General features: G+C 47.0%; 22 protein-coding genes and 1 tRNA gene. 13 read left to right on the top strand and 10 right to left on the bottom strand.

All coding sequences use genetic code 11. The features are described from left to right. Nucleotides 1-382: 382 nt before the first annotated feature. Genes K2Y22_12090 through alr form a run of 4 tightly spaced genes read right to left on the bottom strand, consistent with a single transcriptional unit; the run spans nt 383 to nt 4279 of the window. Nucleotides 383-1867 (bottom strand): NCS1 family nucleobase:cation symporter-1, encoded by a 1485-nt coding sequence (locus K2Y22_12090; protein MBX9879191.1) that lies wholly within the window; start codon nt 1865-1867, stop codon nt 383-385. Further along, nucleotides 1854-2474 (bottom strand): bis(5'-nucleosyl)-tetraphosphatase (symmetrical) YqeK, encoded by a 621-nt coding sequence (gene yqeK, locus K2Y22_12095; protein ID MBX9879192.1) that lies wholly within the window; start codon nt 2472-2474, stop codon nt 1854-1856. The genes K2Y22_12090 and yqeK overlap by 14 nt, the downstream gene beginning before the upstream one ends. 6 nt (nt 2475-2480) lie before the next feature. Then, a complete protein-coding gene (nadD, locus tag K2Y22_12100) occupies nt 2481-3125 on the bottom strand; it encodes a nicotinate-nucleotide adenylyltransferase (GenBank protein MBX9879193.1) in 645 nt (214 codons plus the stop codon). Next, the gene (gene alr, locus K2Y22_12105) at nt 3122-4279 is read right to left on the bottom strand and encodes an alanine racemase (protein ID MBX9879194.1); all 1158 of its coding nucleotides are present in this window, start codon (nt 4277-4279) and stop codon (nt 3122-3124) included. Before alr ends, nadD begins: the two co-directional genes overlap by 4 nt. Nucleotides 4280-4496: 217 nt before the next feature. Between alr and K2Y22_12110 the strand changes: the two genes are divergently transcribed. The 8 genes from K2Y22_12110 (at nt 4497) to lon (ending at nt 12583) form a co-directional block, all read left to right on the top strand. After that, nucleotides 4497-4778, top strand: coding sequence for an HU family DNA-binding protein (locus K2Y22_12110; GenBank protein ID MBX9879195.1), 282 nt, complete (start codon nt 4497-4499; stop codon nt 4776-4778). A 13-nt stretch (nt 4779-4791) separates the two neighbouring features. Next, complete coding sequence (locus K2Y22_12115) at nt 4792-5778, top strand: Gfo/Idh/MocA family oxidoreductase (protein MBX9879196.1); 987 nt, start codon at nt 4792-4794, stop codon at nt 5776-5778. A gap of 80 nt (nt 5779-5858) precedes the next feature. Further along, nucleotides 5859-5933 (top strand) — tRNA-Gly (locus K2Y22_12120). Nucleotides 5934-6125: 192 nt separating this feature from the next. Beyond that, complete coding sequence (locus tag K2Y22_12125; GenBank protein MBX9879197.1) at nt 6126-6596, top strand: hypothetical protein; 471 nt, start codon at nt 6126-6128, stop codon at nt 6594-6596. Between the two features lie 163 nt (nt 6597-6759). Continuing rightward, nucleotides 6760-8076, top strand: a complete 1317-nt coding sequence (gene tig / locus K2Y22_12130; GenBank protein ID MBX9879198.1) for a trigger factor — start codon at nt 6760-6762, stop codon at nt 8074-8076. A gap of 174 nt (nt 8077-8250) precedes the next feature. After that, on the top strand, nt 8251-8859 hold the full coding sequence (clpP, locus tag K2Y22_12135; GenBank protein ID MBX9879199.1) for an ATP-dependent Clp endopeptidase proteolytic subunit ClpP: 609 nt from the start codon (nt 8251-8253) through the stop codon (nt 8857-8859). A 16-nt stretch (nt 8860-8875) separates the two neighbouring features. Continuing rightward, nucleotides 8876-10168, top strand: coding sequence for an ATP-dependent protease ATP-binding subunit ClpX (clpX, locus tag K2Y22_12140; protein ID MBX9879200.1), 1293 nt, complete (start codon nt 8876-8878; stop codon nt 10166-10168). Nucleotides 10169-10183: 15 nt separating this feature from the next. Then, on the top strand, nt 10184-12583 hold the full coding sequence (gene lon / locus K2Y22_12145) for an endopeptidase La (GenBank protein MBX9879201.1): 2400 nt from the start codon (nt 10184-10186) through the stop codon (nt 12581-12583). Here the strand turns inward: lon and K2Y22_12150 are convergent. Continuing rightward, complete coding sequence (locus K2Y22_12150; protein ID MBX9879202.1) at nt 12580-13053, bottom strand: hypothetical protein; 474 nt, start codon at nt 13051-13053, stop codon at nt 12580-12582. The two genes, lon and K2Y22_12150, sit on opposite strands and share 4 nt — an antisense overlap. 189 nt (nt 13054-13242) lie before the next feature. Here K2Y22_12150 and K2Y22_12155 point away from each other — a divergent pair, with 189 nt between their 5' ends. Both K2Y22_12155 and K2Y22_12160 read left to right on the top strand, forming a co-directional pair. Next, complete coding sequence (locus tag K2Y22_12155; GenBank protein ID MBX9879203.1) at nt 13243-14664, top strand: hypothetical protein; 1422 nt, start codon at nt 13243-13245, stop codon at nt 14662-14664. Between the two features lie 5 nt (nt 14665-14669). Next, on the top strand, nt 14670-15797 hold the full coding sequence (locus tag K2Y22_12160) for a tetratricopeptide repeat protein (GenBank protein ID MBX9879204.1): 1128 nt from the start codon (nt 14670-14672) through the stop codon (nt 15795-15797). Between the two features lie 17 nt (nt 15798-15814). Here K2Y22_12160 and K2Y22_12165 read toward each other — a convergent pair whose 3' ends face one another. Both K2Y22_12165 and mqnC read right to left on the bottom strand, forming a co-directional pair. After that, the gene (locus tag K2Y22_12165; GenBank protein MBX9879205.1) at nt 15815-16375 is read right to left on the bottom strand and encodes a hypothetical protein; all 561 of its coding nucleotides are present in this window, start codon (nt 16373-16375) and stop codon (nt 15815-15817) included. A 58-nt stretch (nt 16376-16433) separates the two neighbouring features. After that, the gene (gene mqnC, locus K2Y22_12170) at nt 16434-17534 is read right to left on the bottom strand and encodes a dehypoxanthine futalosine cyclase (protein ID MBX9879206.1); all 1101 of its coding nucleotides are present in this window, start codon (nt 17532-17534) and stop codon (nt 16434-16436) included. Nucleotides 17535-17665: 131 nt separating this feature from the next. Here mqnC and K2Y22_12175 point away from each other — a divergent pair, with 131 nt between their 5' ends. Further along, on the top strand, nt 17666-18679 hold the full coding sequence (locus K2Y22_12175) for a J domain-containing protein (protein ID MBX9879207.1): 1014 nt from the start codon (nt 17666-17668) through the stop codon (nt 18677-18679). Here K2Y22_12175 and K2Y22_12180 read toward each other — a convergent pair whose 3' ends face one another. Both K2Y22_12180 and K2Y22_12185 read right to left on the bottom strand, forming a co-directional pair. Continuing rightward, nucleotides 18680-19756: a tetratricopeptide repeat protein gene (locus K2Y22_12180; protein ID MBX9879208.1), complete on the bottom strand. Its 1077-nt coding sequence runs from the start codon at nt 19754-19756 to the stop codon at nt 18680-18682. After that, on the bottom strand, nt 19743-20714 hold the full coding sequence (locus K2Y22_12185; GenBank protein ID MBX9879209.1) for a hypothetical protein: 972 nt from the start codon (nt 20712-20714) through the stop codon (nt 19743-19745). Before K2Y22_12185 ends, K2Y22_12180 begins: the two co-directional genes overlap by 14 nt. A gap of 226 nt (nt 20715-20940) precedes the next feature. Here K2Y22_12185 and K2Y22_12190 point away from each other — a divergent pair, with 226 nt between their 5' ends. Next, nucleotides 20941-22275: an adenylosuccinate synthase gene (locus K2Y22_12190; protein MBX9879210.1), complete on the top strand. Its 1335-nt coding sequence runs from the start codon at nt 20941-20943 to the stop codon at nt 22273-22275. 77 nt (nt 22276-22352) lie between these two features. Here K2Y22_12190 and K2Y22_12195 read toward each other — a convergent pair whose 3' ends face one another. Then, entirely contained in the window at nt 22353-22763 is a 411-nt protein-coding gene (locus tag K2Y22_12195; protein ID MBX9879211.1) for a phasin family protein, read from the bottom strand. A 231-nt stretch (nt 22764-22994) separates the two neighbouring features. Between K2Y22_12195 and K2Y22_12200 the strand changes: the two genes are divergently transcribed. After that, the gene (locus K2Y22_12200) at nt 22995-24710 is read left to right on the top strand and encodes an alkaline phosphatase family protein (protein ID MBX9879212.1); all 1716 of its coding nucleotides are present in this window, start codon (nt 22995-22997) and stop codon (nt 24708-24710) included. The last annotated feature ends 7 nt before the right edge of the window (nt 24711-24717 follow it).

The following is a 24717-nucleotide window of genomic DNA, read 5'->3' on the forward strand; positions in this document are numbered from 1 at the left end:
ATACACTCCAGCTTCTTGCCCGTGAAAAATCCAGTCATCGTGTCCTTCTGGATATAGCTCAACTCCTATTTCCCATAGGTTGCCCCCGTCCTTGTCCCAACCTACATACATCACCTGCTCATGGCCCGGTTCACTATCATGCAATTGGTACCACAATCCATAATTCAGAACATGGTCTGCAATCTTCTCAGTACACCCATGATCATAGAAGCTCTTTCTATATTTCATCTTACCATTCCGTCCGACGAATGTCTGACAACTCCGGCGAGTCGACAGGAAAATTTAATCCCCGCTTGACGCCTATAACTATAAGACGAAAAAAGGGGGTAAAAAGTTCAAGCCAAGTGATTAAATCAGCGACAAGGGCGCATGCAATGCGCCCCTACGAAGACAATGAGCTGCGCTTTCTCATCAATAGAAAGTAAAGGACGCCAGCGCTAAAGAGTCCGACAAACCAACTGTAATCATAGAATATGCGCAAGGTGAGCACAATTGCGCCGACCCAGGCAAGTGCGCAGCCCGCAATTGTTGCTAATACCGCTTTCCAATTCCAGCCGTTGGTGTACCAGTAAGAGCCTTGTGTCAAATATAAATCAGGTAGATCTAAATGCTTTTTGCGAATTATCCAATAGTCGACGATCATCACGCCGGCAATTGCACCAAGTCCACCTGAATAGCCCAGCAACCAGGAGAAAATGTACGCATTGGGGTCAGCAATTAATTGCCAGGGCTGCATCAGCAAAGCCAAAATGCCAGTAATAACGGCGCCCTTCTTAAAGGAGATTGAGCGTGGAAAGATATTTGATAAATCATTAGCAGGTGATACCAAATTGGCGGCCACATTTACAGATAGCGTCGCGAGCATGATAGTAAACATGGCGATTGCCACAACGGCTGGCTGCGAAAACTGACCAACAAGAGTGACCGGATCCCAAAGCTCTGTCAATTTCATATGCGGGTAGAGAATCATACCAACGCTTGTGGACACAATGCCCATGGCAGTAAACGCGGTCATGGATAGTGGCAATGCTGCAGCTTGTCCAATTAACTGATCTTTTTGACTCTTACTAAAGCGTGTGAAGTCAGGCATGTTCAACGATAGTGTTGACCACGAGCCGATCATTGCAGTAAGAGACGGAATGAAAACCGGTAGGAAACTTGCAACAGTTAAGTATTTGCCCTTCTCAGAAATCAAGGAACCCAATCCACCGGCTTGCCAAACCAGGCAGCCGACCATCAGTGCAGCCAATGAAAAGACAAGAGGTGCTGCCAGGCTTTCAAATTTCTTTAGAAACTCCATGCCACCAAATATGACTAATATGTTGAGTGCCCAAAACACAATAAACGAAAGCCATTCAGTCGGTGAATGTCCAGCAATTGGTGCGCCCATTAGAGTTGGCCATGATGGAATGAGAGCTTTCATTAGCGTGAATAATGCCTGCCCACCAATCCAGGCATTAATGCCAAACCAACCACAGGCGACAATAGCGCGCATCAATGCCGGTAGGTTGGAACCTCTTATTCCATAGGATGCACGCACAAATACCGGAAAAGGGATGCCATACTTTGCGCCTGGATGAGAGTTAAGAACAATTGGAATGAGAACGATGCAATTGCCGATTAAAACCGTCAACAATGCTTGCCACCAATTCATTCCATTCGCAATCAATCCTGCTGCCATCATATAAGTTGGGATATTGCAGGCCATGCCCGCCCACAGGGCAGCGAAATTTGTCCATGTCCACTTGCGTCTTTCAAATGGAATTGGCGCTAAGTCCTTATTGAAGACGGCACTTTGTGCAATAAGTGAGTCATCAGCTATATCAAAGCGACCATCGTCGCAGACTACATTTTTACTTATTTGCATTTCGGACTAAGTCCAAGAAGTAATTGCGGCAGTCGACTGTACGTGGATGAATGACTGCTTTATCAGAGATGAGCATCTGCAGTCCCAGATCCAATGCAACAAGCATTGCCTTGTTCAAATTGACTTTTCCGTCAAGATCCAAGGCATCCAGAATTGGTTTGCGATAATTGTCCGGGCGGCTTTCCTCCAGACAGTCTGCCAGAAATGTAACTTTGGAAAGATCAGACATTGGGACATTTCCAAGCGTGTGCTCAGTTATTGCATCCAAGACGTCTTTATTTGTAAGTCCCAACTCCTCACGACAGACGTAAGCAGCGACAGGTCCATGTATAAGACGTCCTTGTTGTCTATCGACAGGATGCAATTCCATACCAAATTTGTCGGCCATTGCTACCAGTTCTTTATCTTTGACGTGCTTGCAAGCATCATGTAGCCAGCCGGATAACTCTGCCAAAAACGGATCAACGCCACAAGCACTGGCTATCCGTTTTGCAAATTTGGCCACGCCTTCGATATGGGCAAAGCGTTTTTCAGATACGCGCGGTTCAACATACTGGCGAGCAGCCATAAGTGTAAGTGACTCGGGAATTCCTTCGTATTTCGGCATCTAAGTTTAAACCGCAGTTGTTTCTGCTTTGCTGTCAGTTAGCTTGTAATATCCATGAGCGTGCAAAATATCATAGACAGCAGGGGGCACCATGTAGCGCACGGTCTTGCCATTGTGTACGCGCGCCCGAATTTGCGAACTCGAGACTTGCACTAAGGGACAGCGAATAAGTTCAATTTCTGCAGGCGCGACTATTTTTCTGCCAGGTCCGCCATTAGCTAATTCTTCTACCAAATGAGAGTAAGACTCAACACGCGGAGCAACAAGAATTCGACAGGTCTCAAAAATTTCGTTAGCTTTATGCCACAGTTTCAATTGGGCAATGTTGTCGCCACCGACAATGAGATTTAGTCTGATATCCGGTCCATACATCTTGCGCACAGCATCCAGCGTATCAATCATGTATGACGGACCTGGTCTATCAAGTTCTATGCGAGAAGCTTCGAATTTGTCATTGCCGGCAACTGCCGCTTTAACCATTTCATAGCGCTCTTCGGCATCTAAATCAACATCCTTGCGATGCGGCGGGCGGGCGCAGGTTATGAACAAGACTTTGTCCAATTGAAAATGTTCACGGGCAAACTCAGCGATGAGCAAATGCCCCCAGTGAATGGGGTTGAATGTGCCGCCAAATACGCCTATCTCTTTCATTTAGATTGCCACTTTTGACGAGTGTACATACGCGGTAGCCTGATTCTCAACTGAGACGCCAGTTCATAAGTTATGGTATCCAACTTGTTAGCCCAGTCAGCCAAGTAGAGGCGTCTTTCAGAACCGTCTTCTGAACCAATGAGAGTTATAACATCACCAACGCAAACTTGATCAACATCCGTCACATCAAAAAGCATTTGATCCATACTTATCAGTCCGACCTGCTTTACTTGCCGACCAAAGAGCAATCCATTTATTTGATTGGACAGCTTTCTTTCAATGCCGTCGGCATAACCAATAGGAAGTGAAGCCAACTTAGTTTTGCGCTTGGCCGTCCAGGTAAATCCATAACCGATTGATTCGCCGGCTTCAATTTCTTTCAATTGATTTATTCGTCCACGAACGGACATTGCCGGACGAACAACATCAGAGACTTTTTTTGCTTCCAATCCGTAAATGTATAGGCCGACACGCACAAGATCGTAGTGCGTCTCCGGGTGCAGCCTGGCAGCTTCACCGGAGGCCAGATGAACAATCTCGGGCAATTTTTCACAAGCAATTAGTTCGGATATTACTGCTTGAAATAACTTATTTTGTCTTTCGGTGGAACTAGGGTCGGCAGCTTCGGCTAAATGACTGTAGAGTCCAATTAGGTTCAACTCGTCGTACTTGGAGATAGTTTCAACAGCTGTCTTCACTTCGCTGGCAGCCAATCCCAAACGATGCATTCCAGTGTCAACTTTCAAATGAATACCGGCTTTTTTTCCTAAAGCTTTTGCCTCTGCAGCTATTTCAGCAATTTGTGAGACAGAACTAACAGTCAATGAAAGCCCTGATTCAAGCGCTGTTCTTATCGCCCAAACAGGACATGGACCCAATACCAAAACCGGAACTTTGGCTCCGGCTGCCAACAATTGGCAACCCTCATCAACCGAAGCAACACCAAATGCGTCCACACCGGAGGCCTGCAAAACTGGAGTCAATTCCAGAGCGCCATGCCCGTAAGCATCGCCTTTTACAACGGCCATTAACTGCGTGCCGGATTTGAGCCAGCTCTTTATTTGGCTCAAGTTGTATTCAATTGCATTGAGGTCAATTTCGACCCAGGCATCGCGCCGAACCGAAATCTGGCTTGGCTGTGAAGATGTCAGCATTAGCAATTTCTCGAAATCGGAAAATCAATTCCAGGCTTGTCCTAACAGGAGTTTATGCTAGCATTGCAGGCAGCCATATCACTTGAGATTTCTAGCAGATATGGACTATCTGGTGTAAAAACAGGCACCAGGAGTTAAATACCGTTTAAGCACAAACGGTAGATGGCATCCAGCAGCAGGCATCCCGAGACTAAAATTTCCTAGGAGTATTTGAGCCTTGAATAAAGCCGAATTAGTCGACATCGTAGCCAAAGAAGCCGAGACGACCAAAAAAGACGCCGAACAGGTGATCAATAAGATGATGGATACCATCGTCAGAGAAGTTTCCCGCGGTGAGAAAGTCACCTTGGTAGGCTTCGGTACATTTGAATTGCGCCAGCGTAAAGCACGCACCGGTCGCAATCCAAAAACCAACGAACCGTTGCACATTCCAGCTAAGCGCGTACCAGGATTTCGCGTAGGCAAAGAATTCAGCGAAGCTGTAAATAAGAAGAAATAGCGGAGTCACGAACTTGGAACCACCAAAAGTTGCGGTAATCGGTTGCGGAAACTGGGGTAAAAACCTAGTCCGCAATTTTCACCAGCAAGGCGCACTTGCCACAGTCTGTGATGCGGATGCAAAACGACTTGAAATGGTGCGTCGCGAGCATCCTGGTATCACTGTCACACAAAATTTTGACAGTGTACTAGCTGACAAAAACGTCAGTGCAATCGTGGTGGCAACACCATCCGATAGTCACTTTCCAATTGCCAGGCAAGCACTTTTGGCAGGCAAGCATGTGTACGTGGAAAAACCACTTGCACGCGATGTATCCCACGCAAGAGAACTGGATGATTTAGCAACAAAGAACAACCTTATTCTCATGGTTGGACACCTGTTGCTTTACCATCCTGCAGTTAATTGCTTAAAGCAACTAATTGCCTCTGGTGAATTGGGTGATTTGCGTTTTGTTCGCTCGGACAGAATGAATTTCAATACTTCTAGGCGCGACTGGTCGGTTTTGTGGGATTTAGCGCCGCACGATATTTCCATGATGAGTTACTTGCTTGATTGTGAGAACACGGAAGTTCAACGTGTGGGCGGTTGGGATACACAAAGCGATGACATTGTTGATGTTGCTTATCTCGATTTAGCATTTCCATTCAATGGAAAAATTATTCCTGGTCAAATTCGCAATTCGTGGATCGATCCACAAAAGCTTGTGCGTTTGACAGTAAACGGAACACTTAAGACTGCCGTTTTGAATGATGCTCAAGTAGAAAACAAACTCTCACTGCACAGTCAGACGCCGGAAGGTCGCATGATTGTCGAGTATCCTTCGTATCCCGATATCGAACCCTTGCATTTGGAGTGCGAGCACTTCCTCAAGTGTTTGATGACCGGTGAGCGCCCACGTACAGATGCGAACAACGCATATCAAGTTGTGCGCATCCTTGCTGATGTGGAAAAACGCTTAACTAAGCGTCCTTCGCAAAAGCAGCCGGCGGCCATTACATAATCGAATCATTTCGATTTTGTTGAGGTTGTGGTGTAGTCCGCACCTATTGGCGCTATAATCTGAACTGCAATCTGCCAGATGCGGGAGTAATTCAGTGGTAGAATGTCTCCTTGCCAAGGAGAATGTCGCGAGTTCGAGCCTCGTCTCCCGCTCCATTTTTTATCCGACACATAGAACATAGGTCGTCTTTGACCTGTGTTTTTCGGCTTTTTTGAAGCTAGCCTGCAATTGGCTGGGTTGGCGCCCCAGTCAAGAGATTCGGGCACAGCTTCTCTTTATATGAAAAAATTCTCTGCTATATTAACTAATGGAAGTTCGGGGTTTGGGCTTGGCGCGGAGGCGCAAAAATGACTGAAGAGAAGAAAGCCGAAGAAGTAAAAACCGGCTCTGCGGATACAGTCAAGATGTCTGCCGATCAAATCATTAAGCGCAGATCGCGCTGGCAGAGTAGTTTAGCGGCTTTGCGCTATATAGACGGCATTACTAAAGACCACGAAGTAAAACTCCGCGACACAGACAGAGCGACCAGCTTGGCGCTATTAGTAGTCTGCGTGTTCGCATGTATTTCCATGTTTGTTCCGCAGCTTTCTTCGCACCGCATCCCCTTGGTCGGTGCTGCCGACGTACTTTTGGGATTGACCCTTTTAACCCACGTTGCCAATAGATTTGGAATTTTAACCACCCTGACGCCCAGACAAGCAGTGCTGGTCTGGCAGTTGATGATGGGCTCCAGTCTCATCGGTGTTTTCATGGCCATCAATCTTGGCATCGTCATTTGCCTAGTCATCGCAAAGACACAGATCGTAATTCCCAGGTAATAATGGGGCATTGAGCCCTCTTGGCGTGCTAAAATTGCCGGATTGAAGTCGCGGCGATATCTTGTCTTGCTTAGGTCTTACCTGAGCAGCTCGAAAGCCTCACCGACAATAAGGTCGCTCTATGCGACCGCAGTTTTTGAACTCAGATAAAGGAAGTAGAAGAATGAAGGTTAGCCTGGAAAAGAAGGGTCAAAATGTCGTTTCTTTGGCCGTTGAAATTGAAGCCGATCGCGCGCAGAAAGCCTACGATCAAGCTTGCCGCCAATTAAGTCAAAAGGTTAATATTCCTGGCTTCCGCAAAGGCAAGGCCCCCAAGAACGTCATCGAAAAGACTTTGGGTCCGGACTACATTAAGCGCGAAACCCTAGAGCACTTAATTCCTCAACTCATCGGCAGCGCCATAACCGAGAAAGAACTCGATGTTATCACCGAGCCGGAAGTTGACAGCCTCAATTTTGAATTAGGTCAACCACTTTCTTTTACCGCCCAATTTGAAGTTCGCCCGGAAGTAACTCTGGGCAACTATAAGGGTGTTTCCGTTGAAGTTGGCGAAGCAACCATGAAGGACGAAGCATTAGAGACAGTACTCAAGCAACTAGCTGAGTCCAAGGCTACGCTTAAGGAAATTCCGGACCGCAAAATCGCCATGGGCGACACTGTCATCATCGACTTTGAATGTCACTACGACGGCAAACCTATTGAAGGCGGCAAAGCCGAAGGCTTAATGCTCGAGATGGGCGAAGGCAATTTCTTTGAAGGCTTCTGCGAGCAACTAGTTGGCGCCGAACCAAACAAAGAAAAAGATGTCAACGTCACCTTCCCGGAAAATTACCGCAACAAAGACCTCGCTGGAAAAGCAGCCATTTTCAAGGTGACAGTAAAAGGTCTTCGCGAAAAGACTTTGCCTGACATCAATGATGAATTGGCAAAAGCCATCGGCATGGAGTCACTCGACAAGCTCAAGGAAGCGATTAACGAGCGCCTTACCGCAGAAGTCAAAGAAGAAAATGACGCTCGCGCACAAAAGGCAGTTGTTGAAAAAGTTGTCGAAGGTGCCAAAGTAGACTTGCCGGACACAATGATTGAACGCGAGACAAACATGCTCGTGCAGCAGAATCGTCAAGCTCTTGAACGCGCCGGTCAGTCATGGGAAGAGTTTGAAAAATCAGACGGCTTCAAAACCATGAAAGAGGAGAAAGACAAAGAAGCTCGCCAGCGCATTGCAACGAGCCTCGTTTTGGGTGCCATCGTGCGCGCCGAGAAATTAATCGTCGAAGACAAGGACCTATATCCACACTTCGCGGAACTAGCGCAGATGTACAACGTCCCATTAGAGAAGGTGGTCGGTAACGCTGAAATTCGCCGCAAGGTGATGGAAGAAACCTTGGCTTCCAAGGTTGTGGAGTTCCTGATGGACTCGGCGGAAATTAAATATGTTGCCGAGAAGGAGTCTGACAAGCAAAAAGTCTTGGCTAAGTAGTGCCTGTCACCAATATAATATTGACAGAAACTTTTAAGGTAGTATTGTGGCCGTAGAGACGGCAATACCCTTTTCCAAATAGCTAAGCGCAAGAGGTAGTTCTAAATGAGGCAATTTCAAACACCGTCCTATAAACAGTTGTACGAGATCTGGAGTGCATCCGGAATTGATCCGATGTCCTACTATCCGCCAACCGTTATCGAAACAACTGCTCGTGGTGAACGTGCCTTCGATATTTTCTCCCGCTTGTTGCGTGAGCGTATTGTTTTCCTCGGCACCCCGGTTGATGACACTGTTGCCAACTTAATAGTTGCGCAGTTGCTTCTCCTGGAAGGTGAAGATCCGGAAAAGGACATTCGTTTATACATTAACTCCCCAGGTGGATCAGTTACTGCGGGCTTGGCAATTTATGACACCATGCAGCACATCCGCTCGGAAGTTTCCACAATCTGTCTCGGACAAGCTGCTTCAATGGGCGCATTCCTTTTAGCTGGTGGCACAAAAGGTAAGCGTCTTGCATTACCGCACTCCCGCATCCTTATTCACCAACCATTAGGTGGTGCTCAAGGACAAGCGACAGATGTCGAGATTCAAGCTCGCGAAATTATCCGCATCAAGCGTCAGCTGAATGAGCTTATGGCTCATCACACCGGTCAATCCGTAAAACAGATTGAAAAGGATACTGATCGCGATAACATCATGACCGCCCAAGAAGCCAAAGAATATGGTTTAGTGGACGATGTAATTCTCAAACTTGACCAACCAAATTTGGCTGCTGTCTAGAAAGTAGGAGTCCTTAATGGCTAAGCAATCAGATAATCGACTTAAGTGCTCGTTCTGTGGTAAGAGCCAGGACCAGGTCAAAAAGCTAATTGCTGGACCTGGTGTCTATATTTGCGATGAGTGCGTTGATCTTTGCAATGAAATCCTCGACGAGGAATTAATTGAGGGCACACCGCATCCGGCGCCAACTGACAGCCCGGCACCACAACTGGTTGATGTGCCGAAGCCATTGGAGATAAAGGCATTTCTTGATCAACACATTGTCGGTCAGACAATGGCCAAGAAAATACTTTCCGTAGCGGTGTACAACCACTACAAGCGCATAAGTCACAACGCTGAATTATCTGATCAAGTTGAAATTCAAAAGTCCAACATTCTTTTGGTTGGACCAACTGGTTCCGGTAAAACACTTCTGGCACAAACACTAGCCAAACTTTTGGATGTGCCGTTTGCTGTTGCCGATGCCACCACTTTGACAGAAGCAGGCTACGTTGGCGAAGACGTGGAAAATATTCTTCTGCGCCTTTATCAAGCGGCAGATTACGATATCAAGAAAGCCGAGCGCGGAATTATCTACATCGATGAAATCGATAAGATTTCCCGCAAGTCGGAAAACACATCTATTACCAGAGATGTGTCCGGTGAAGGCGTACAGCAAGCGTTGCTTAAGATGATCGAAGGCACGGTCGCTAACGTTCCGCCACAAGGTGGTCGTAAGCACCCGCACCAAGAATTCATCCAAATCAACACCGCCAACATTCTATTTATATGTGGTGGAGCATTCGTCGGTCTGGATAAGATTGTCGAATCACGTGTCTCTACCAACCGCAATATAGGATTTGGTTCAACAGCTCCGGCAACAGCTCGCGAGCGCGAAGAGCGCGCCAGCAAAATTCTCAAGGATCTCATTCCAGACGATCTCTTGAAGTTTGGTTTGATTCCGGAATTTGTCGGACGTATGCCTGTTGTAGCAGTGCTTGAAGCGCTTGATGTAGAAGCTCTCGTACGCATCCTAATTGAGCCGAAAAATGCCATCCTCAAGCAATATCAGCAGCTATTGGCCCTTGATGGTGTTGAACTTAAGTTCGACGACGCAGCAAGTAAAGCACTTGCTGAAGAAGCCATCAAGCGTAAGACAGGCGCTCGTGCCTTGCGTGCCATTGTTGAAGAGATCATGCTCGATATAATGTATGAAGTACCTTCACGCAATGATATTAAGTGCATTGAAATCACCAAAGAACTGGTTGAGAAACGCTCATCGGCCGAACTCCTGGAGCTTAAGCCTAAGTTGAAAGGCGAAATAGCTTAGTCCTAAGTCAAAACTATGCCTGATATAAACGAACAGACATTTCCTTTGATACCACTGAGAGATGTGGTTGTTTTCCCGCAAATGGTGACACCATTATTTGTCTCCAGGCAGAAGTCTATTGCTGGTTTGGAACAGGCACTGATGCGCGATGACAGGCTTATTGTGCTTGTCGCACAAAAAGATCCAGAGTGCGAAGAGCCGCAAGAAAAAGATCTCTATACTGTAGGCACTCTTGCCGAAGTTATGCAAATGCTCAAGTTACCTGACGGCACCGTAAAAGTGCTGGTTGAAGGTTCTTGCCGCGTGCAATTGAACAAGCTTACTGTCGGCGAGACTAATCTTGAAGCTAAGGTCAGCGAACAAAAGGAAATTGACAGCGAAGATCAACTGACAAAGACACTTATTCGAGTATCCGTAAATAAGTTTGAGCAATACGTCAAAGCCACGAAAAAAATAAATCCCGAGTCGCTTTTAGCAGTCTCTGGAATAGGACAACCAGGTCGCCTGGCAGACATTATCGCCACCTACTTGAGCCTTGATGTCGCTGAAAGACAAAAATGCTTGGAGATGGTTGACGCCACCGAGCGTCTTGAATACATAAGCCAATTGCTTTCACGAGAATTGGAATTAGCTCAACTCGAGCAGCAAATTCACGATCGCGTGCGCTTCAATTTGGAAAAAACCCAGAGAGAATACTTCTTGCGCGAAAAGCTCAAAATAATTCAAGATGAGTTGAGCAATGAAGGCGGCGAACTAAACGAGATAGCCGAATACAAACAAAAGATTGCCAGCGCACAGATGCCAGCCCAGGCCGAAGAAAAAGCCAATAAGGAATTAGGCCGCCTGGAAAAAATGATGCCGCAAACTGCCGAAGCATCGGTAATTCGCACATATCTCGACACGCTTGTCAGCTTGCCCTGGTCTAAGTCATCGGCTGATGTCCTGGATTTAAAACGTGCGGAAAAAATCCTCGATGAAGATCATTCCGGACTGGAAAAGGTCAAAGAGAGAATTCTTGAATATTTGGCTGTTCGTAAATTGTCCAACAAACCACAAAGCACAATTCTTTGCTTGGTAGGTCCGCCGGGTGTGGGCAAAACAAGTCTTGTTAAGTCAATAGCTCGCGCTATGAATAGAGAATTCTCTCGCATAAGCCTTGGCGGCATAAGCGACGAAGCGGAAATTCGCGGACATAGACGCACTTATATCGGTGCCATGCCGGGCAGAATTTTGCAGGCTATTAAACATGCCGACACAAAAAACCCTGTAATTCTTCTCGATGAAATCGAAAAGATGACGCGTTCTTATATGGGTGATCCGACAGCTGCCATGCTGGAAGTTTTAGATCCGGATCAAAACGACACATTTACCGATCATTATCTGGATGCGCCATTTAGCCTGCGCGAAGTAATTTTCGTAGCCACTGCAAACGCTTTGGATTATGTGCCGAGACCTCTTTTAGACAGACTGGAAGTTATTCGCTTGTCCGGTTATACAGAAGAAGAAAAGGTACAAATTGCCGAGCAGCACATTATTCCTAAGACGCTGGAGAAGCACGGACTAGCAGGTAAGCAATTGAAGTTTGCTACTCCGGCCATTCGCAAAATCGTCCAAGAATACACGCGCGAAGCAGGCGTTCGCAACTTAGAACGGGCCATTGCGACAATCTGCCGCAAAGTGGCCACAGAGATAGTAAAACGCAAAGAATCTTCTGTGCGCATCATTCCGCAAAACGTTAGCAAGTACTTGGGCGCCGCTAAAATCCTGAGAGACAAGGAGACACCCGGCCCACAAGTGGGAATAGTAAATGGTCTTGCCTGGACGGAAACCGGTGGTGAAACACTGTCAATTGAAGTAAACACGATGCCCGGCAAAGGCAAATTGCAATTAACAGGACAATTGGGCGATGTAATGAAAGAGTCTGCCCAGGCTGCTTTCAGTTATATTCGTAGTCACGCAGACAGATTAGGCATTGACGACAATTTCCAAGACAACCTGGATATTCACATCCACATTCCAGAAGGTGCAATTCCTAAAGACGGACCGTCTGCCGGTATCGCCATTGCCCTGGCACTTATTTCTGCAATTACAAAACAACCAGTTAGAGCAAGTCTGGCTATGACCGGCGAAATCACCTTGCGTGGTCGAGTGCTGGCAATAGGCGGACTTAAAGAAAAGGTCCTGGCTGCAGTTAGACAAGGCATTAAGACAGTGCTTTTCCCGGCAAGCAACACAAAAGACCTGGAAGATATCCCTGACTATGTAACCGACAAGATTGAACTTATTCCAGTATCGCATCTAGATGAAGTTCTATCTGTTGCCTTTCGCAAGAGCAACACGAAGAGTAAAAAGAGCAAGTCACGCGCCAATGTCCGCTCAAGCTCACGACGATTAGCGTCTAATTCCCAACACTAAGGGATTGTGGCGGTATTTGGTTTAACGTAGGTAATTGGAAATTCCTGCTGAGCAACAAATTCCATCGGCTGAGTAGTCTGAGGAATAAACGGTATTGGCACGGGCATTGTTAATTGGACATGCGTCTTAACTCTGACGGTACCTTGATACGGTCCGCCAAATGGTCCAGGATCAGCAATTGAAGCAGGATTTGTGGTTACATCGCTCGCACTAACGGTTGGTCCTTTTATATAACCCTGCGTGCGGTTAGTAGCCTGCGCTACACCGCTGGCACGCTGGTAGGCTTCTGTCGGCGGTCCGGCGGCGGCTGCACGAGCAGCGTCTCTGCAAGCAGCGTCGTTGACCTGCATGGCAGCAATGAGAAATGCCAAATCAACCAAGCCCAAGATAATCGGCACAAGAATAATCAATCCGGCACACAGCTCAATCATTGACTGTCCGGCTTTTCTAGACCTGTTTATGAGACGCATACTCAAGCTATAAGTCCTACAGAACCTAGTTATTAATGTACCCGTCAGGTGTCATACCTAACGGGCCTAAGGTGTCGGCGCCACCGAGATTAAATAGCCCCAGATGTCATTATCGACGCTGAAAGGCAAACCCTTATAATGAGAGGAACTTAACAGTCCTTCGTGCTTTACATCTGCAGGAGTCAGTCTATGTTTGGTAAGGATAACGGTGGCGGAAATTCCGGCGAATCGGAAAACATACAAAGCCCTGCAAATGCACAGTCATCAACTAAGAACGTCTGGCTACAGAGAGGAATTCTCGGTGCAATTTTGCTGGCAACAGGCATTTACTTATTCCAGCAGGTTTATGTATTTGCGCCAGACGAGGGTAATCTAGGCGGCCCGGTAAAGGGATTGACGCCCAACCAGCTCAGAAAGTTTTACGCAACCAGAGTAGTTTTCAAAAAAGAATTTACACCCGAAGAAGGACTAGGTCCTCTGTTTAACGGCAAAAGCTGTTTTGAATGTCACGGACAACCAACAGAACGAGTGGGCGGTGAAGGAAGAGACGTTGTTTCAACAGGTGTTGTAAGAATTGGCAGAAGAATTGCTCAACGACCCAAAGCAAAACAGCCTCTAAAAGATGTAATTACAGGTCTTGGTCAGGACGATGTGGACATTATGCTTTTCCAGGGCGGTCCGGCTCTGGAAAGAAAATCCATTACTTCCGAATTCGTCAACAAATATCCGCCTGATTGTCAGATTGAAATTGGTTCGGTTCCTTCAGGAGCAGAGCTTATTTCGCTTAGACATGCACCACCGCTTTTTGGATTTGGTTTGATTGAAGCTATTCCGGATCCCGATATCGTGCAGAACGTTTTCAAAGAATTGAAGACCAATCCGCAACTAGCCGGACGCGCGCTTTCGCAAATCGATCCTTTGACTTATCGCCCGCGTATCAGTCGTTTTGGTTGGAAAAATCAAAACTCGACTTTGCTTACTTTCACACAAGAAGCATTGAACGTGGAAATGGGAATAACCACTTTCTTTCAGGAAAACGAAAAATCAGCAACCGGTATTTCCAATTTTCCGAAGTGCATTTATAAGTACTTGCCCTCTGAGCCTAATGACAAAGGGCACGTGATGGCTCAGCTGGCCTATCACCAAGCGCTCTTGGCTCCACCTGATAGAGGACCGATAACCGAAGAAGTAAAACGTGGTGAAAAGATATTTGAACAACTTCAGTGCGCGGTTTGCCATTTACCGGAAATGTCTACAGCTCCTATTGTTTATGTAGTTGATCCCGATAGTCCAGGGCCTGAGCTGAAGCATATGGAAATTCAGGCTCTGGAAAGCAAGCCGGTTAAAGCATTTTCCGATTTCCTTGTACACCAGATGGGAGTTAAACTTGCCGATGGGCTGCCGCAAGGTGGAGCCCAAGGCGGCGAATGGCGCACAACTCCTTTGTGGGGTCTGCGATTCAAGAAATTCCTTCTCCATGACGGACGCACTTCGGATATAAACGAAGCCATTTTGGCGCACGGCGGACAAGCAGAGCAAGTGGTAAAAAACTACGAAGCTCTACCTGAAAAGGAAAAATCTGATCTGTTAGCATTTCTCAAATCCTTGTGAGCAACATGAATCAACTGAAATACATTTGTTTGGCTGCATGTCTTAGTATCTCCTGCGTGCTACCGGCTCTCAGCGTCGATATAAATGAACAAGCAAAAAAACTTGTCGAGGCTGGCAAGCTACAAGAAGCTCTTGCTCTTGAACAGGATGTCGCTCGCAAAGAACCTAACTCAGCGACACCTCACCTGGCAATGACAGCCATTTACCAGGCAATGGGTATGAGCAATAAGGCATTGGAAGAAGCTGAGCTGGCAGTGAAACTCAGCCCATCAAGCGGCAACGCTCACTACAATTTGGCAACTGTCTATTACAGCCGCAAGCAATTAGGTCCAGCTTTGGCTCAATACCAAAAGGCTGTCAGCTTGGGTAAGGGCGATGTGAATGCCCAGCGTGCGGTAGCACAGTGTCTTTTAGAGTCAGGTCGTATACCTGAAGCACTATCACGATTGGAATCTCTGAGCAAAAGATATCCTGCCGATAAGGACATTTGGCTGAATCTCGGTCGCGCCTACTTACTTTATGGAGACGCCACAGCAGCAGGAGCAGCTGCCGAGAAGGCAGTAGACTTGGCACCGGATTTCTATCCGGCGCTCATACTAAAAGCTGACGTCAAATTGTCATCTGCGCAGTTCAGCGACGCGCGCGATCTGGCAATGAAGGCATTGTCTATCAATCCCCAGTATCCGGTTGCTTATCTGGTTTTAGGTCAATTGGCCAGCTACAACATCGATAAGCCAAATGAAGCTAAGACGGTTATTCTGCAAGCAAAGAAATTCGTCAAGAACGCGCCGGAAGTATTTTTCATACTAGGCGGCGGTTTTGCCCGCGTTGCCGCCACAAAAACTGTCGCACAAGATCCAAGACTCTCACGTCAATGGTGGGACGTTGCAGAACTTGCTCTAAAGACTGCAGCAGATCAGGCTCCTCATCAGTTAGAACCCAATATGCTTATCGCCAAACTTTTACTAGATAAAAGACGTCCTGTCGAAGCGTTGCCCTACGCTGAGCGCGCTTATGCTATTGCTCCCGACAACAAGCAAGTGCAACAGGTCTACAAGGCAGCTTCTGTTGCCAGATACGACTTAATCGGAAATTTCATGAATTGGTGGCAAACAACTTTCCAAAAGCAGTAATTGCTCTAGTTAGTTGACTAGTTTGTTAGTCCTTCGGGATGTTCAACATACGAAGTTGACTTAAAAGTCATTGGTGACGACACACCTATAATTGGAATTGGTCCTAGAGCTGTGAATGGGATCCACGGTGCAATCTGGAATGTACACTCCGACTCGTATTCGTAGAAGAATTTACTGGTATCAACCGTGCCACTGAAAGCAGACTTGGTGCCACCTTGAACTGCCACCTGATAAACAACAAGCTTCAAAGCACTGCTGTTTTTAGGCGTCAAATTACAAAAGTCGGCAAAACGCATGCTCGTAGGGCCACCAGGACAATCGCTACCATTTAGTACGCAATTGGCCGCTTTGTCGGCATTGGATTTCGCTGCCGTTAAGGAAATTGACGGTGCCGCTGCTCGAGCAGTGACGTTTGCCACAAGCCCTGCTGTCGCAAAAGCTGCCATATACGTCGTTAAATCAATGAGTCCAAATACGAAGATGAAAATGAGCGGTATTGTGGCGGCAAATTCCGCCATTTGTGCGCCACCACGCTGACCACGCCGCCTTTTCGCCTTGAAATAATGAATTATCGGCAAGTTCGGACCCTCTTGAGCGACTACTCAATACTTATACCCAAAAGGAACTGGCGCTAGATTAAGCCGGCTGGAGGACCTTACGGGGGAAAGTCTTCAAAAGGTTATACTGCGTGTCACGCTGAGCTGCATCATGACCGGCAGCGTGAATTGCTTCAATCATCTGCTTGAGACTTACATCGAAGTAAGTTCCAGCAGCAGAAACAACGTTTTCTTCCATCATAGTCCCGCCGAAATCATTTGCGCCGAAAGCAAATGCTGCTTGTCCCAAGCCCAATCCCTGTGTGACCCAGGATGTCTGCACGTTAGGAATATTGTCGGCAACCAATCTACCGATAGCAACCATTCGCAGGTATTCAACTGCAGTTGTTTCGTGAGTCATTTTGCGGGCCATCGGCGTTCCGCCTGGCTGGAATGACCATGTGATAAAAGCTGTGAAACCATTTGTTTTATCTTGCAAATCACGCAGTTTGATCAAGTGCTCAATGCGCTCTTCAATTGTCTCCACAGTGCCATACATCATCGTTGCCGATGTCTTAAGACCCATTTTCTGAGCACATTCCATTACTTCCAACCAGCGAGCAGCCGGCATCTTCAACGGGCTTATTGCGTCCTTAACACGCTCAACAAGAATTTCTGCACCACCACCGGGGATGGATGACAAACCAGCAGCAATAAGTCTTTCGAGAGTTTTTTCCAATGACAGATTGCTCACACGCGTGATGTGATCAATTTCCGATGGTGACAAAGCATGCAAAGTCAGATTTGGAAAATCACGGCGAATGGTACCAAGCAATTCTTCGTAGTACTCAATGCCTAATTCCGGATTATGTCCACCTTGCAAAAGGAGTTGTGTGCCACCAAGAGCAATCAACTCTTTAATCTTTTCTTTGATTTGCTCGTAGGGAAGAACATAAGCCTTGTTGGAACCAGGTGCCGCATAGAAAGCGCAAAATTGGCAATAGGCATTACAAACATTGGTGTAATTGACATTGCGGTCAATAACAAAAGTAATCGGCTCATCGTCTTTGTGAAAGCGACGCTTCACTTCATTAGCAGCCCACGCTAAATCGAGCAAACTTGCTTCTCTGTAAATACGAGCCGCTTCAGCTACCGTTAAACGGCGCCCTGTAGCTGCTTCTTTCAGAAGAGTTGTAACCATGTTTATGTCCTTATTTGTCCTGACAAGATTGTAGCCTTGGAAAGCGTCTTAACCGGCAATCCTCATAAGCTTTTAAGTTAAGCTTTTAAATAACTTATGCGTCAAGCTGACGTATGTAGCAAAATATAACCATGGTCAAATACAAAGATTACTATCAAACTCTTGGCGTCTCGCGCACCGCAACAGAGAAAGAAATCAAGAGCGCCTATCGTAAGCTGGCGCGGCAATATCACCCGGATACTCATCAGGGCAAAGGCAAAGCCGAAGCTGAAGAGAAATTCAAAGAACTCACCGAAGCCTACGAAGTTCTGAAGGACGCTGAAAAGCGCAAGCGTTACGACATGCTGGGTGCCAACTGGAAAGCAGGCGCCGATTTTACACCTCCGCCTGACATGGGTGGGTTCACTTTCGATTTCGGTCGCATGGGCGGAATGGGTGGAATGGGAGGCATGGGCGGTGGCGCACAGTTTTCCGACTTCTTCGATATCCTTTTTGGACAAGCAATGGCCGGTCAAGCCGGACGTGCTCGTGGTGGCGCCGGTGGTACCACCGGTGGACCATTTGGATTCGGCGGCGCACAGGAAGCGGATTTTGGCACGCCGAGAAGGCAAAGCGCCGATCAAGAAGCCGACGTTGAATTGAGTATCGAAGAAATTGCCAGCGGCACGATGCGTAAAATTCAAATAACCGAACCTGGCGGCAAGACACGCACACTCGAAGTCAAAATACCAAAAGGAGTGCGCGCGGGCTCCAAAGTGAGAATGGCAGGCGAGGGCGGCATGGGATCGCAAGGTAAGCGCGGCGACCTTTACTTAAAAGTAAAAGTGAAACCACACCCATACTACAAACTCGAAGGTGACAACTTAATTACGGAAGTGCAAATAACCGCACCAAAAGCTGTTCTCGGCGGTGAAGCTCATGTAACAACACTGGATGGTTCGGTCACTGTAACAATTCCACCGTTTAGTCAAAGCGGCAAATTGTTGCGCCTTAAGGGCAAAGGACTTCCGCAACTAAAAACAGCAACAAGAGGCGACCATCTTATTCGCATTAAGGTGGCATTACCGACAGAATTAACAAGCGAAGAAAAAGAACATTGGCAGGCGCTCGATAAGCTTGGCGCAAAGAGTGCTGCTGGGGTTTAATTAGCCGCCGGACCCACTGGAGCTAGGTCCAGCTTGACGCTGCCCATCACCTTGCGGCACTTGCTGAATAGGTGCCTGGATTGCACTGTATTTAGCGGCGTTAGTAAATGCAGTAAGTGCTTGTGTAGTATCACCAAGCTTTTGCAATACGACTGCTAAGTTGCGCTGAATTTCCGGATCTGTTGGCGCGGCTTTACGCGCTTCAATAAGTAGTTGACGTGATTCACGCAATTGACCCATGTATAGGTAAAGCCTGGCTAGACGAACGCGCACGGATGGATCTTCAGGGCGATCCTGACGCTCTCGAATTAATTGAAAGAGTGCTCGATCAAGGGATCCCCAAGTCTCTTTCATTTTTCTTACGTCTTTGGGTAATCCCATTACTTGTTGTTCGATTGAGTCAGCCAAAACATACTCGGCTAATCCCTCTCTGTATTGGTCAATGGATGCCAATGCTAGAGCCCTTTGTCGTCTAGCCTCAAAATTATTCGGATCAGATTTAAGCGCCGCGCCGAATTCGGCAACAGCCTCACTTACTCGTCCTGTTTTCAAATAAATATTTGCCAGATCAACTCTAGGTTTTGACCAGTCAGGATAAGCGTTAATGATCATGCTCAATTGCACTTCAGCAGGTTGGAACTGATTGTCTTCAATCAACTTGGAAGCTAGATTCAATCGCGCATATCTGCTATTGGGCGCTAGCGCAACTGATCTCTTTAAGAAACGAAAGCCTTCTTCCTTGTCAGAAATCTCTGTAAGCACATTACCGACGCAAATCATCGCAATTGGATCTAGTGGTTTTGTCTTAGCCAAAGCGTGGGCTTTGGTTACAGCTAAATCCATTTTGCCTTCGGCCAACAAAATGCTTGGCTCCATTGTGTCGGCTTGTCGCAAAATTTCCGGCGAATCCAGCGTTGCAGATTTCGCTGACTTAGTTTCTCTTTCGTCTGAGAGTTTAGCTTCCGGCTGGGCAATCGTCATGTAAAAGGCAAGACACATCACAGCGCCAAAGACGACCTGCCAACTGACAGCACTCTTAAAAACGGAACCTAGTTGTAGCGACTCAGCTCTTGCCAAAGACACCACTCCCGAAACAGTCCTGACGAAGCTTTCTTAAGCATAGCGCAAAGTAGTCGGAAGCCGCCTTGGATGATACGTAATGATCAAGTTGTTGTTTCGTTTTATCAGCAAGATCGAGCAAGCTTTTGAGATAGGAGGCATAGGCCGGCATTTTAATTGCAGCATCTTTGAAGGTTTCAATTTCCTTCGCCACTACCTGGTCAATAATGTCGGCCAGCGGCAGTTCCACTTCGTCGCTTATTGCCTGTGCCGACTTTGCCCAATTGAGCCCGGTCCAAACACGGCGGGATTTGGGATCATTAATCGGCAATGCGCCGATAAATTTTTGCATCTGTTGAGCTTGTTCGAGAGTCAGACTACCTAAAGCAGTGCCGCTATCCGGCTGATTCATTAAGTTAAGAACCTGACAGCGACTGACTATTGTCGGTAATACGTCCTCAAAATGATCTGCAAATAGCACAAATACCGTACTAGCCGGTGGCTCTTCAATTGTCTTAAGCAGCGCATTGGCAGCTGGTCTGTGCAGAATTTCCTCAGACGCATCAGGAATAACAACCACTCTGAAGTAGTCGGACGTTTTGGTGAGCTCGGAAGCCAAAATCCTGGCCTTTTCTACAGCTATCTTGCCGGATTTAGTATCTTCGCCTGCAAGTTGAACAAAAGCCTGTGGATGCTCATTTTTGAGTATCCATGAGCAGTTTTGACAAAGCTTGTGAGTATCTTCGCCGGATGTATCGAACAGACCATAGCGAAAGGCGCATGAGCCGAGCTTTTCCTTGTCATGCGCATGGCAATTCAGATAACAAGCAAGCTGCCTGCTTAACTGCCACTTATCCTCCCTGGCACGACCGCTCAGAAGATAGGCGTGTGCCAATTTCCCACGGCTCACGGCTGCCTTAAGGACAGTTGCCACGAGACGCTGACCATGCCAGAGTGACTGACTGAAAATTTCCATGACCCAAGTGTACGAGCTGCAGGCTGCAAATTAAGTAAAAAAGCTTAATGCCCTGAAAAGCCCTATTCCTTTGACATCAACAGGTTCCTGACCTAGACTATCTGAGGTCTAAAAAGACCAGTAATTTGATGCCCAGCGCACGGCTTTCAGCCGATATGCTGACAAAGGCAGGGATAAAAGCTGGTGTTTTTTAGACTGAAGAGAACTAAACACAGAGGCAACAGCTTTGGCAAACGTAATAGTCGTTGGCGCACAATTTGGTGACGAGGGTAAGGCTAAGGTCACGGACCTTCTTTCTCGGAACGCCGACATAGTAGTCCGTTATCAGGGTGGCGCAAATGCCGGTCACACCGTTGTTGTTGACGGCGACACATTTAAGTTCCACTTGATTCCTTCAGGAATTTTGTACAAAGGAAAGACCTGCGTTTTGGGACCAGGCATGGTCATTGATCCCAAAGCATTCGTCAAAGAAGTAAAAGGACTGACTGACCGGGGACTCGATGATTCCGGTTTGAAGGTGTCCAACACTGCTCATGTCACAATGCCTTATCACCTTGCCATTGACGCAGCCGATGAAGAGTCTCGCGGTGATCACAAGATCGGCACCACCAAGCGCGGCATTGGACCAACTTACGCCGACAAATGTGCTCGTTCGGGAATTCGCGTTGAAGACCTGCTCGACAAAGATATCTTGCGCAGCAAACTCGAATGGCTTGTTCCAAAGAAAAACGTCATTCTTGAACGCATGTACAATTTGCCACCATTTGATATTGATGCCGTTTACAACGAGTACCTCGAGTACGGTAAACAAATGGCAAAATACGTCTGCGACACATCAGCCATTATTTTCAATGCCGTTCAAGAGCGTAAAAATATTTTGTTTGAAGGCGCCCAAGGTACTCTGCTAGATCTCGATCACGGCAGCTATCCATACGTTACAAGTTCCAACCCATCAGCGGGCGGTGCCTGTACCGGTGCCGGTATTGGACCAACAATTATCGACAGAGTAATTGGCGTATCCAAAGCCTTCATGACTCGCGTAGGTGAAGGTCCTTTCCCAACTGAACAAGAAGGCAAGATTGGTGAGGCTTTGCGTCAAGTAGGCAAAGCTTGGGCAGAAGTCGGTGTTACAACCGGTCGCCCGAGACGTTGCGGATGGTTCGATACGGTAATCGGACGCTATGCAGTGCGCATCAACGGCTTGGATTGTTTGGCAATTACAAAGCTGGATGTCCTCGACGAATTTGATGAGATTCAAGTTTGCGTGGGCTACCGCGACAAGCAATCGGGACAAGTATTGAAGAATATTTCTTCATTAGCCGGTGCTTTCAGACATGCTGAGCCTATCTACGAAACATTCAAAGGTTGGAAAGAATCGACAAGCGAATGTCGCAGCTTCAAGGATTTGCCGAAGCAAGCTCAGCGCTATCTCGATTTCATCGCCAGCGAATTGGAAGTTCCAGTTGCAATAGTTAGCGTTGGACCAATGCGTGATCAAACAATCATCATTGAAGATCCAATTCACGGACCGAAGCGCGTACTTACACACGTAAATAACTAGTCCGGAAAGCGAAACTTCAAGAACAAAAAAACGGATGGATTTTATTCCATCCGTTTTTGGTTTTTAGACAAGCGCTTTTACTTATTGCGGCGCTTTGCTTTTCTGGAAGCTGTTGTACCAGAACCTTCTGCACCTTCGCTGCCGTCGCACAATGTTTCTTCTAAGTGCTCCAAGCGCTCGTTCAATTCTTCCAAATCTTCACGAGTCATCAAGCCGAACTCTTTGATTGCTTTCTTTATAGAAGCTGTGATTTGTACTTCAAGAGTTCCTTTACGCTTGTTTACTTCTTCAGTAAACGACTTAAGGCTCTTTTCAATTGATTCTGTTTTGTCTTTGCCCTTAATTTCCAGGTCATCCATCAATTCATGACCAACCTTGATCAAATCCTCAAGAGCTTCATTCAAAGCTGATTTGACTCTTTCCACATTTGTAGAAGCGCCGACTCCTGTTAGGACTGCCTTTTTGAGAAGTTTTGTTCTTTCGCTCATGGTCCTACCTCTTGTGTAAAAATGCTTTTGTGATTTTAGACTCTCAATTTTCACCCGTGAGTTACCAACAGGTAAAATCTGACCGACTATTTGCTCCTTTGTACTTTGCCGGAGCAATTACTGCATTAAAATTACCCTTACTGTAAACGAGTTGATCTGACAACTCGGAGCAAATTCTCTCAGGAAGCGCAACCAAGCGTTTGGCGAAGCTTAATAAACAAGGAGAACCCCGTGTCGAAACCGAAACAATGGCGTCTAGCAATGTCCGCATTGTTATCATCACTTGTCTTGCTTAGCTCTTTCGGAGCAAATCAAGCGCAAGCACAATCTGATGACAATCGAAAACCAAAATTAGTCGTAATGATTGTTGCCGACCAACTTTCCTACGATTACTTAGCCAGGTATCGTGACAAGTTTGGCGCCGGTGGTCTTCGCTACCTGATTGACAACGGAGCAAACTTTACAAATTGTCGTTTTCGCCAGCTGACAAGCCACACCGCATGTGGTGACACAATCATTTCAACAGGAGCCTATCCGTGGGCAACAGGAATTATTGCCGATGATTGGTTTGACAGACGCAAAGGCAAGGAAGTATCAGCCACTGCCGACGATCAAGCAACAATAGTCGGTGGACAAGGACTTGGTGCATCGGCCAAAGCAATGCTGGGCACCACAATTGGCGATCAAATGAAACTCGCCACCAACGGTAGATCAAGAGTTGTCACCGTTTCTATCGGAGAGCGTCCGGCAGTATTTTTAGCCGGTCGTTTGGCTGATGAAGCTTACTGGTGGGACACGCGTAGCGGCAGTTTCGTCACGTCGAGTCAGTACAGCCGCAGCCTTCCTTCATGGGCGCAATCTTTCAACAATCAGCGCTTTGCCGATAAATATTTCGGACAGACCTGGCAGCGTCTCTTAAATGAGACACAATATTCTGCTTCCAGCCGCGATGACTACACCTACGAAAAACCACTTCCAGGTGACGGCAAACAATTCCCACATGTAATTACAGGTGGTGCAACTGGTCCTTCGGAAAAGTTCTACTCAACTTTTGCTATGACACCATTTGCTAATCAGATGGTTTCAGATTTCGCCAAAGAAGCAATTGATAAAGAAGGACTCGGTCAACGTCCCGATCCGGATCTAATCGCTATCAACTTCGGTGCCGGTGAAGGTCTTGGCGAACACTTTGGTCCTTACAGCCAAGAAGTGCAAGATCTCGTGCTCCGCCTAGATCAGACTCTGGCAAATTTGTTCCAAACCATTGACCAAAAGGTCGGTCTGGATAAGTGCTTAATTGTTCTCACAGCAGATCACGGCATTGCACCGATACCTGAATTCCTCAAGGAGAAAGGGCTTGATGCAGGACGTATTGACCCTAAAGCCTTCAAGACATTGGTTGATTCGGCACTTGATGCCAAATTAGGCGCCGATGATTGGGTTGAATCGTTTGTGCCACCAAATGTCTACTTGAACCTGAACGCAATTGACAGACAGAAATATCGCCAACCCGATGTTGAAGCTGTGGCAGCTAAAATTGCTCGCTCCGTGCCCGGTGTTGGTGATGTCTACACAGCAGTGCAGTTTTTCATGAACCAAGTACCATCAGGCCCATTAGCAGATGCCGTTCGCAAGAACTACTTCTGGGGACGCTCCGGCGAATTAGTTGTTATAACCAAGCCAGGCTGGATCTTCTCGTCTGAACAAAACGGAACTGAGAAAGGTTCGCCATATGCCTATGACACTCAAGTACCGCTCATCATAAGCGGTTTTGGTATCAAAGGCGGAAGCTATGCCACTACTGCCTCACCGGCAGACATTGCGCCAACGGTGGCAGCAATACTCGGCATAGATCAACCATCACTTGCTGAAGGTCGTGCATTGTCCGAGTCTCTTGGACAAATGTTTGGACCACCAAAACCAAGATCTTTGGCTAATCAGCAGTAGAACACTT

This window comes from Candidatus Obscuribacterales bacterium, assembly GCA_019744775.1.
Lineage (GTDB): Bacteria > Cyanobacteriota > Vampirovibrionia > Obscuribacterales > Obscuribacteraceae > SBAT01.

Excerpts from the sequence above, each read along its gene's own strand:
- K2Y22_12090 (MBX9879191.1), bottom strand. The coding sequence starts at position 1,867 with ATGCAAATAAGTAAAAATGTAGTCTGCGACGATGGTCGCTTTGATATA.
- yqeK (MBX9879192.1), bottom strand. The coding sequence starts at position 2,474 with ATGCCGAAATACGAAGGAATTCCCGAGTCACTTACACTTATGGCTGCT.
- nadD (MBX9879193.1), bottom strand. The coding sequence starts at position 3,125 with ATGAAAGAGATAGGCGTATTTGGCGGCACATTCAACCCCATTCACTGG.
- alr (MBX9879194.1), bottom strand. The coding sequence starts at position 4,279 with ATGCTGACATCTTCACAGCCAAGCCAGATTTCGGTTCGGCGCGATGCC.
- K2Y22_12125 (MBX9879197.1), top strand. The coding sequence starts at position 6,126 with ATGACTGAAGAGAAGAAAGCCGAAGAAGTAAAAACCGGCTCTGCGGAT.
- tig (MBX9879198.1), top strand. The coding sequence starts at position 6,760 with ATGAAGGTTAGCCTGGAAAAGAAGGGTCAAAATGTCGTTTCTTTGGCC.
- clpP (MBX9879199.1), top strand. The coding sequence starts at position 8,251 with ATGTCCTACTATCCGCCAACCGTTATCGAAACAACTGCTCGTGGTGAA.
- clpX (MBX9879200.1), top strand. The coding sequence starts at position 8,876 with ATGGCTAAGCAATCAGATAATCGACTTAAGTGCTCGTTCTGTGGTAAG.
- lon (MBX9879201.1), top strand. The coding sequence starts at position 10,184 with ATGCCTGATATAAACGAACAGACATTTCCTTTGATACCACTGAGAGAT.
- K2Y22_12150 (MBX9879202.1), bottom strand. The coding sequence starts at position 13,053 with ATGCGTCTCATAAACAGGTCTAGAAAAGCCGGACAGTCAATGATTGAG.
- K2Y22_12155 (MBX9879203.1), top strand. The coding sequence starts at position 13,243 with ATGTTTGGTAAGGATAACGGTGGCGGAAATTCCGGCGAATCGGAAAAC.
- K2Y22_12160 (MBX9879204.1), top strand. The coding sequence starts at position 14,670 with ATGAATCAACTGAAATACATTTGTTTGGCTGCATGTCTTAGTATCTCC.
- mqnC (MBX9879206.1), bottom strand. The coding sequence starts at position 17,534 with ATGGTTACAACTCTTCTGAAAGAAGCAGCTACAGGGCGCCGTTTAACG.
- K2Y22_12175 (MBX9879207.1), top strand. The coding sequence starts at position 17,666 with ATGGTCAAATACAAAGATTACTATCAAACTCTTGGCGTCTCGCGCACC.
- K2Y22_12185 (MBX9879209.1), bottom strand. The coding sequence starts at position 20,714 with ATGGAAATTTTCAGTCAGTCACTCTGGCATGGTCAGCGTCTCGTGGCA.
- K2Y22_12195 (MBX9879211.1), bottom strand. The coding sequence starts at position 22,763 with ATGAGCGAAAGAACAAAACTTCTCAAAAAGGCAGTCCTAACAGGAGTC.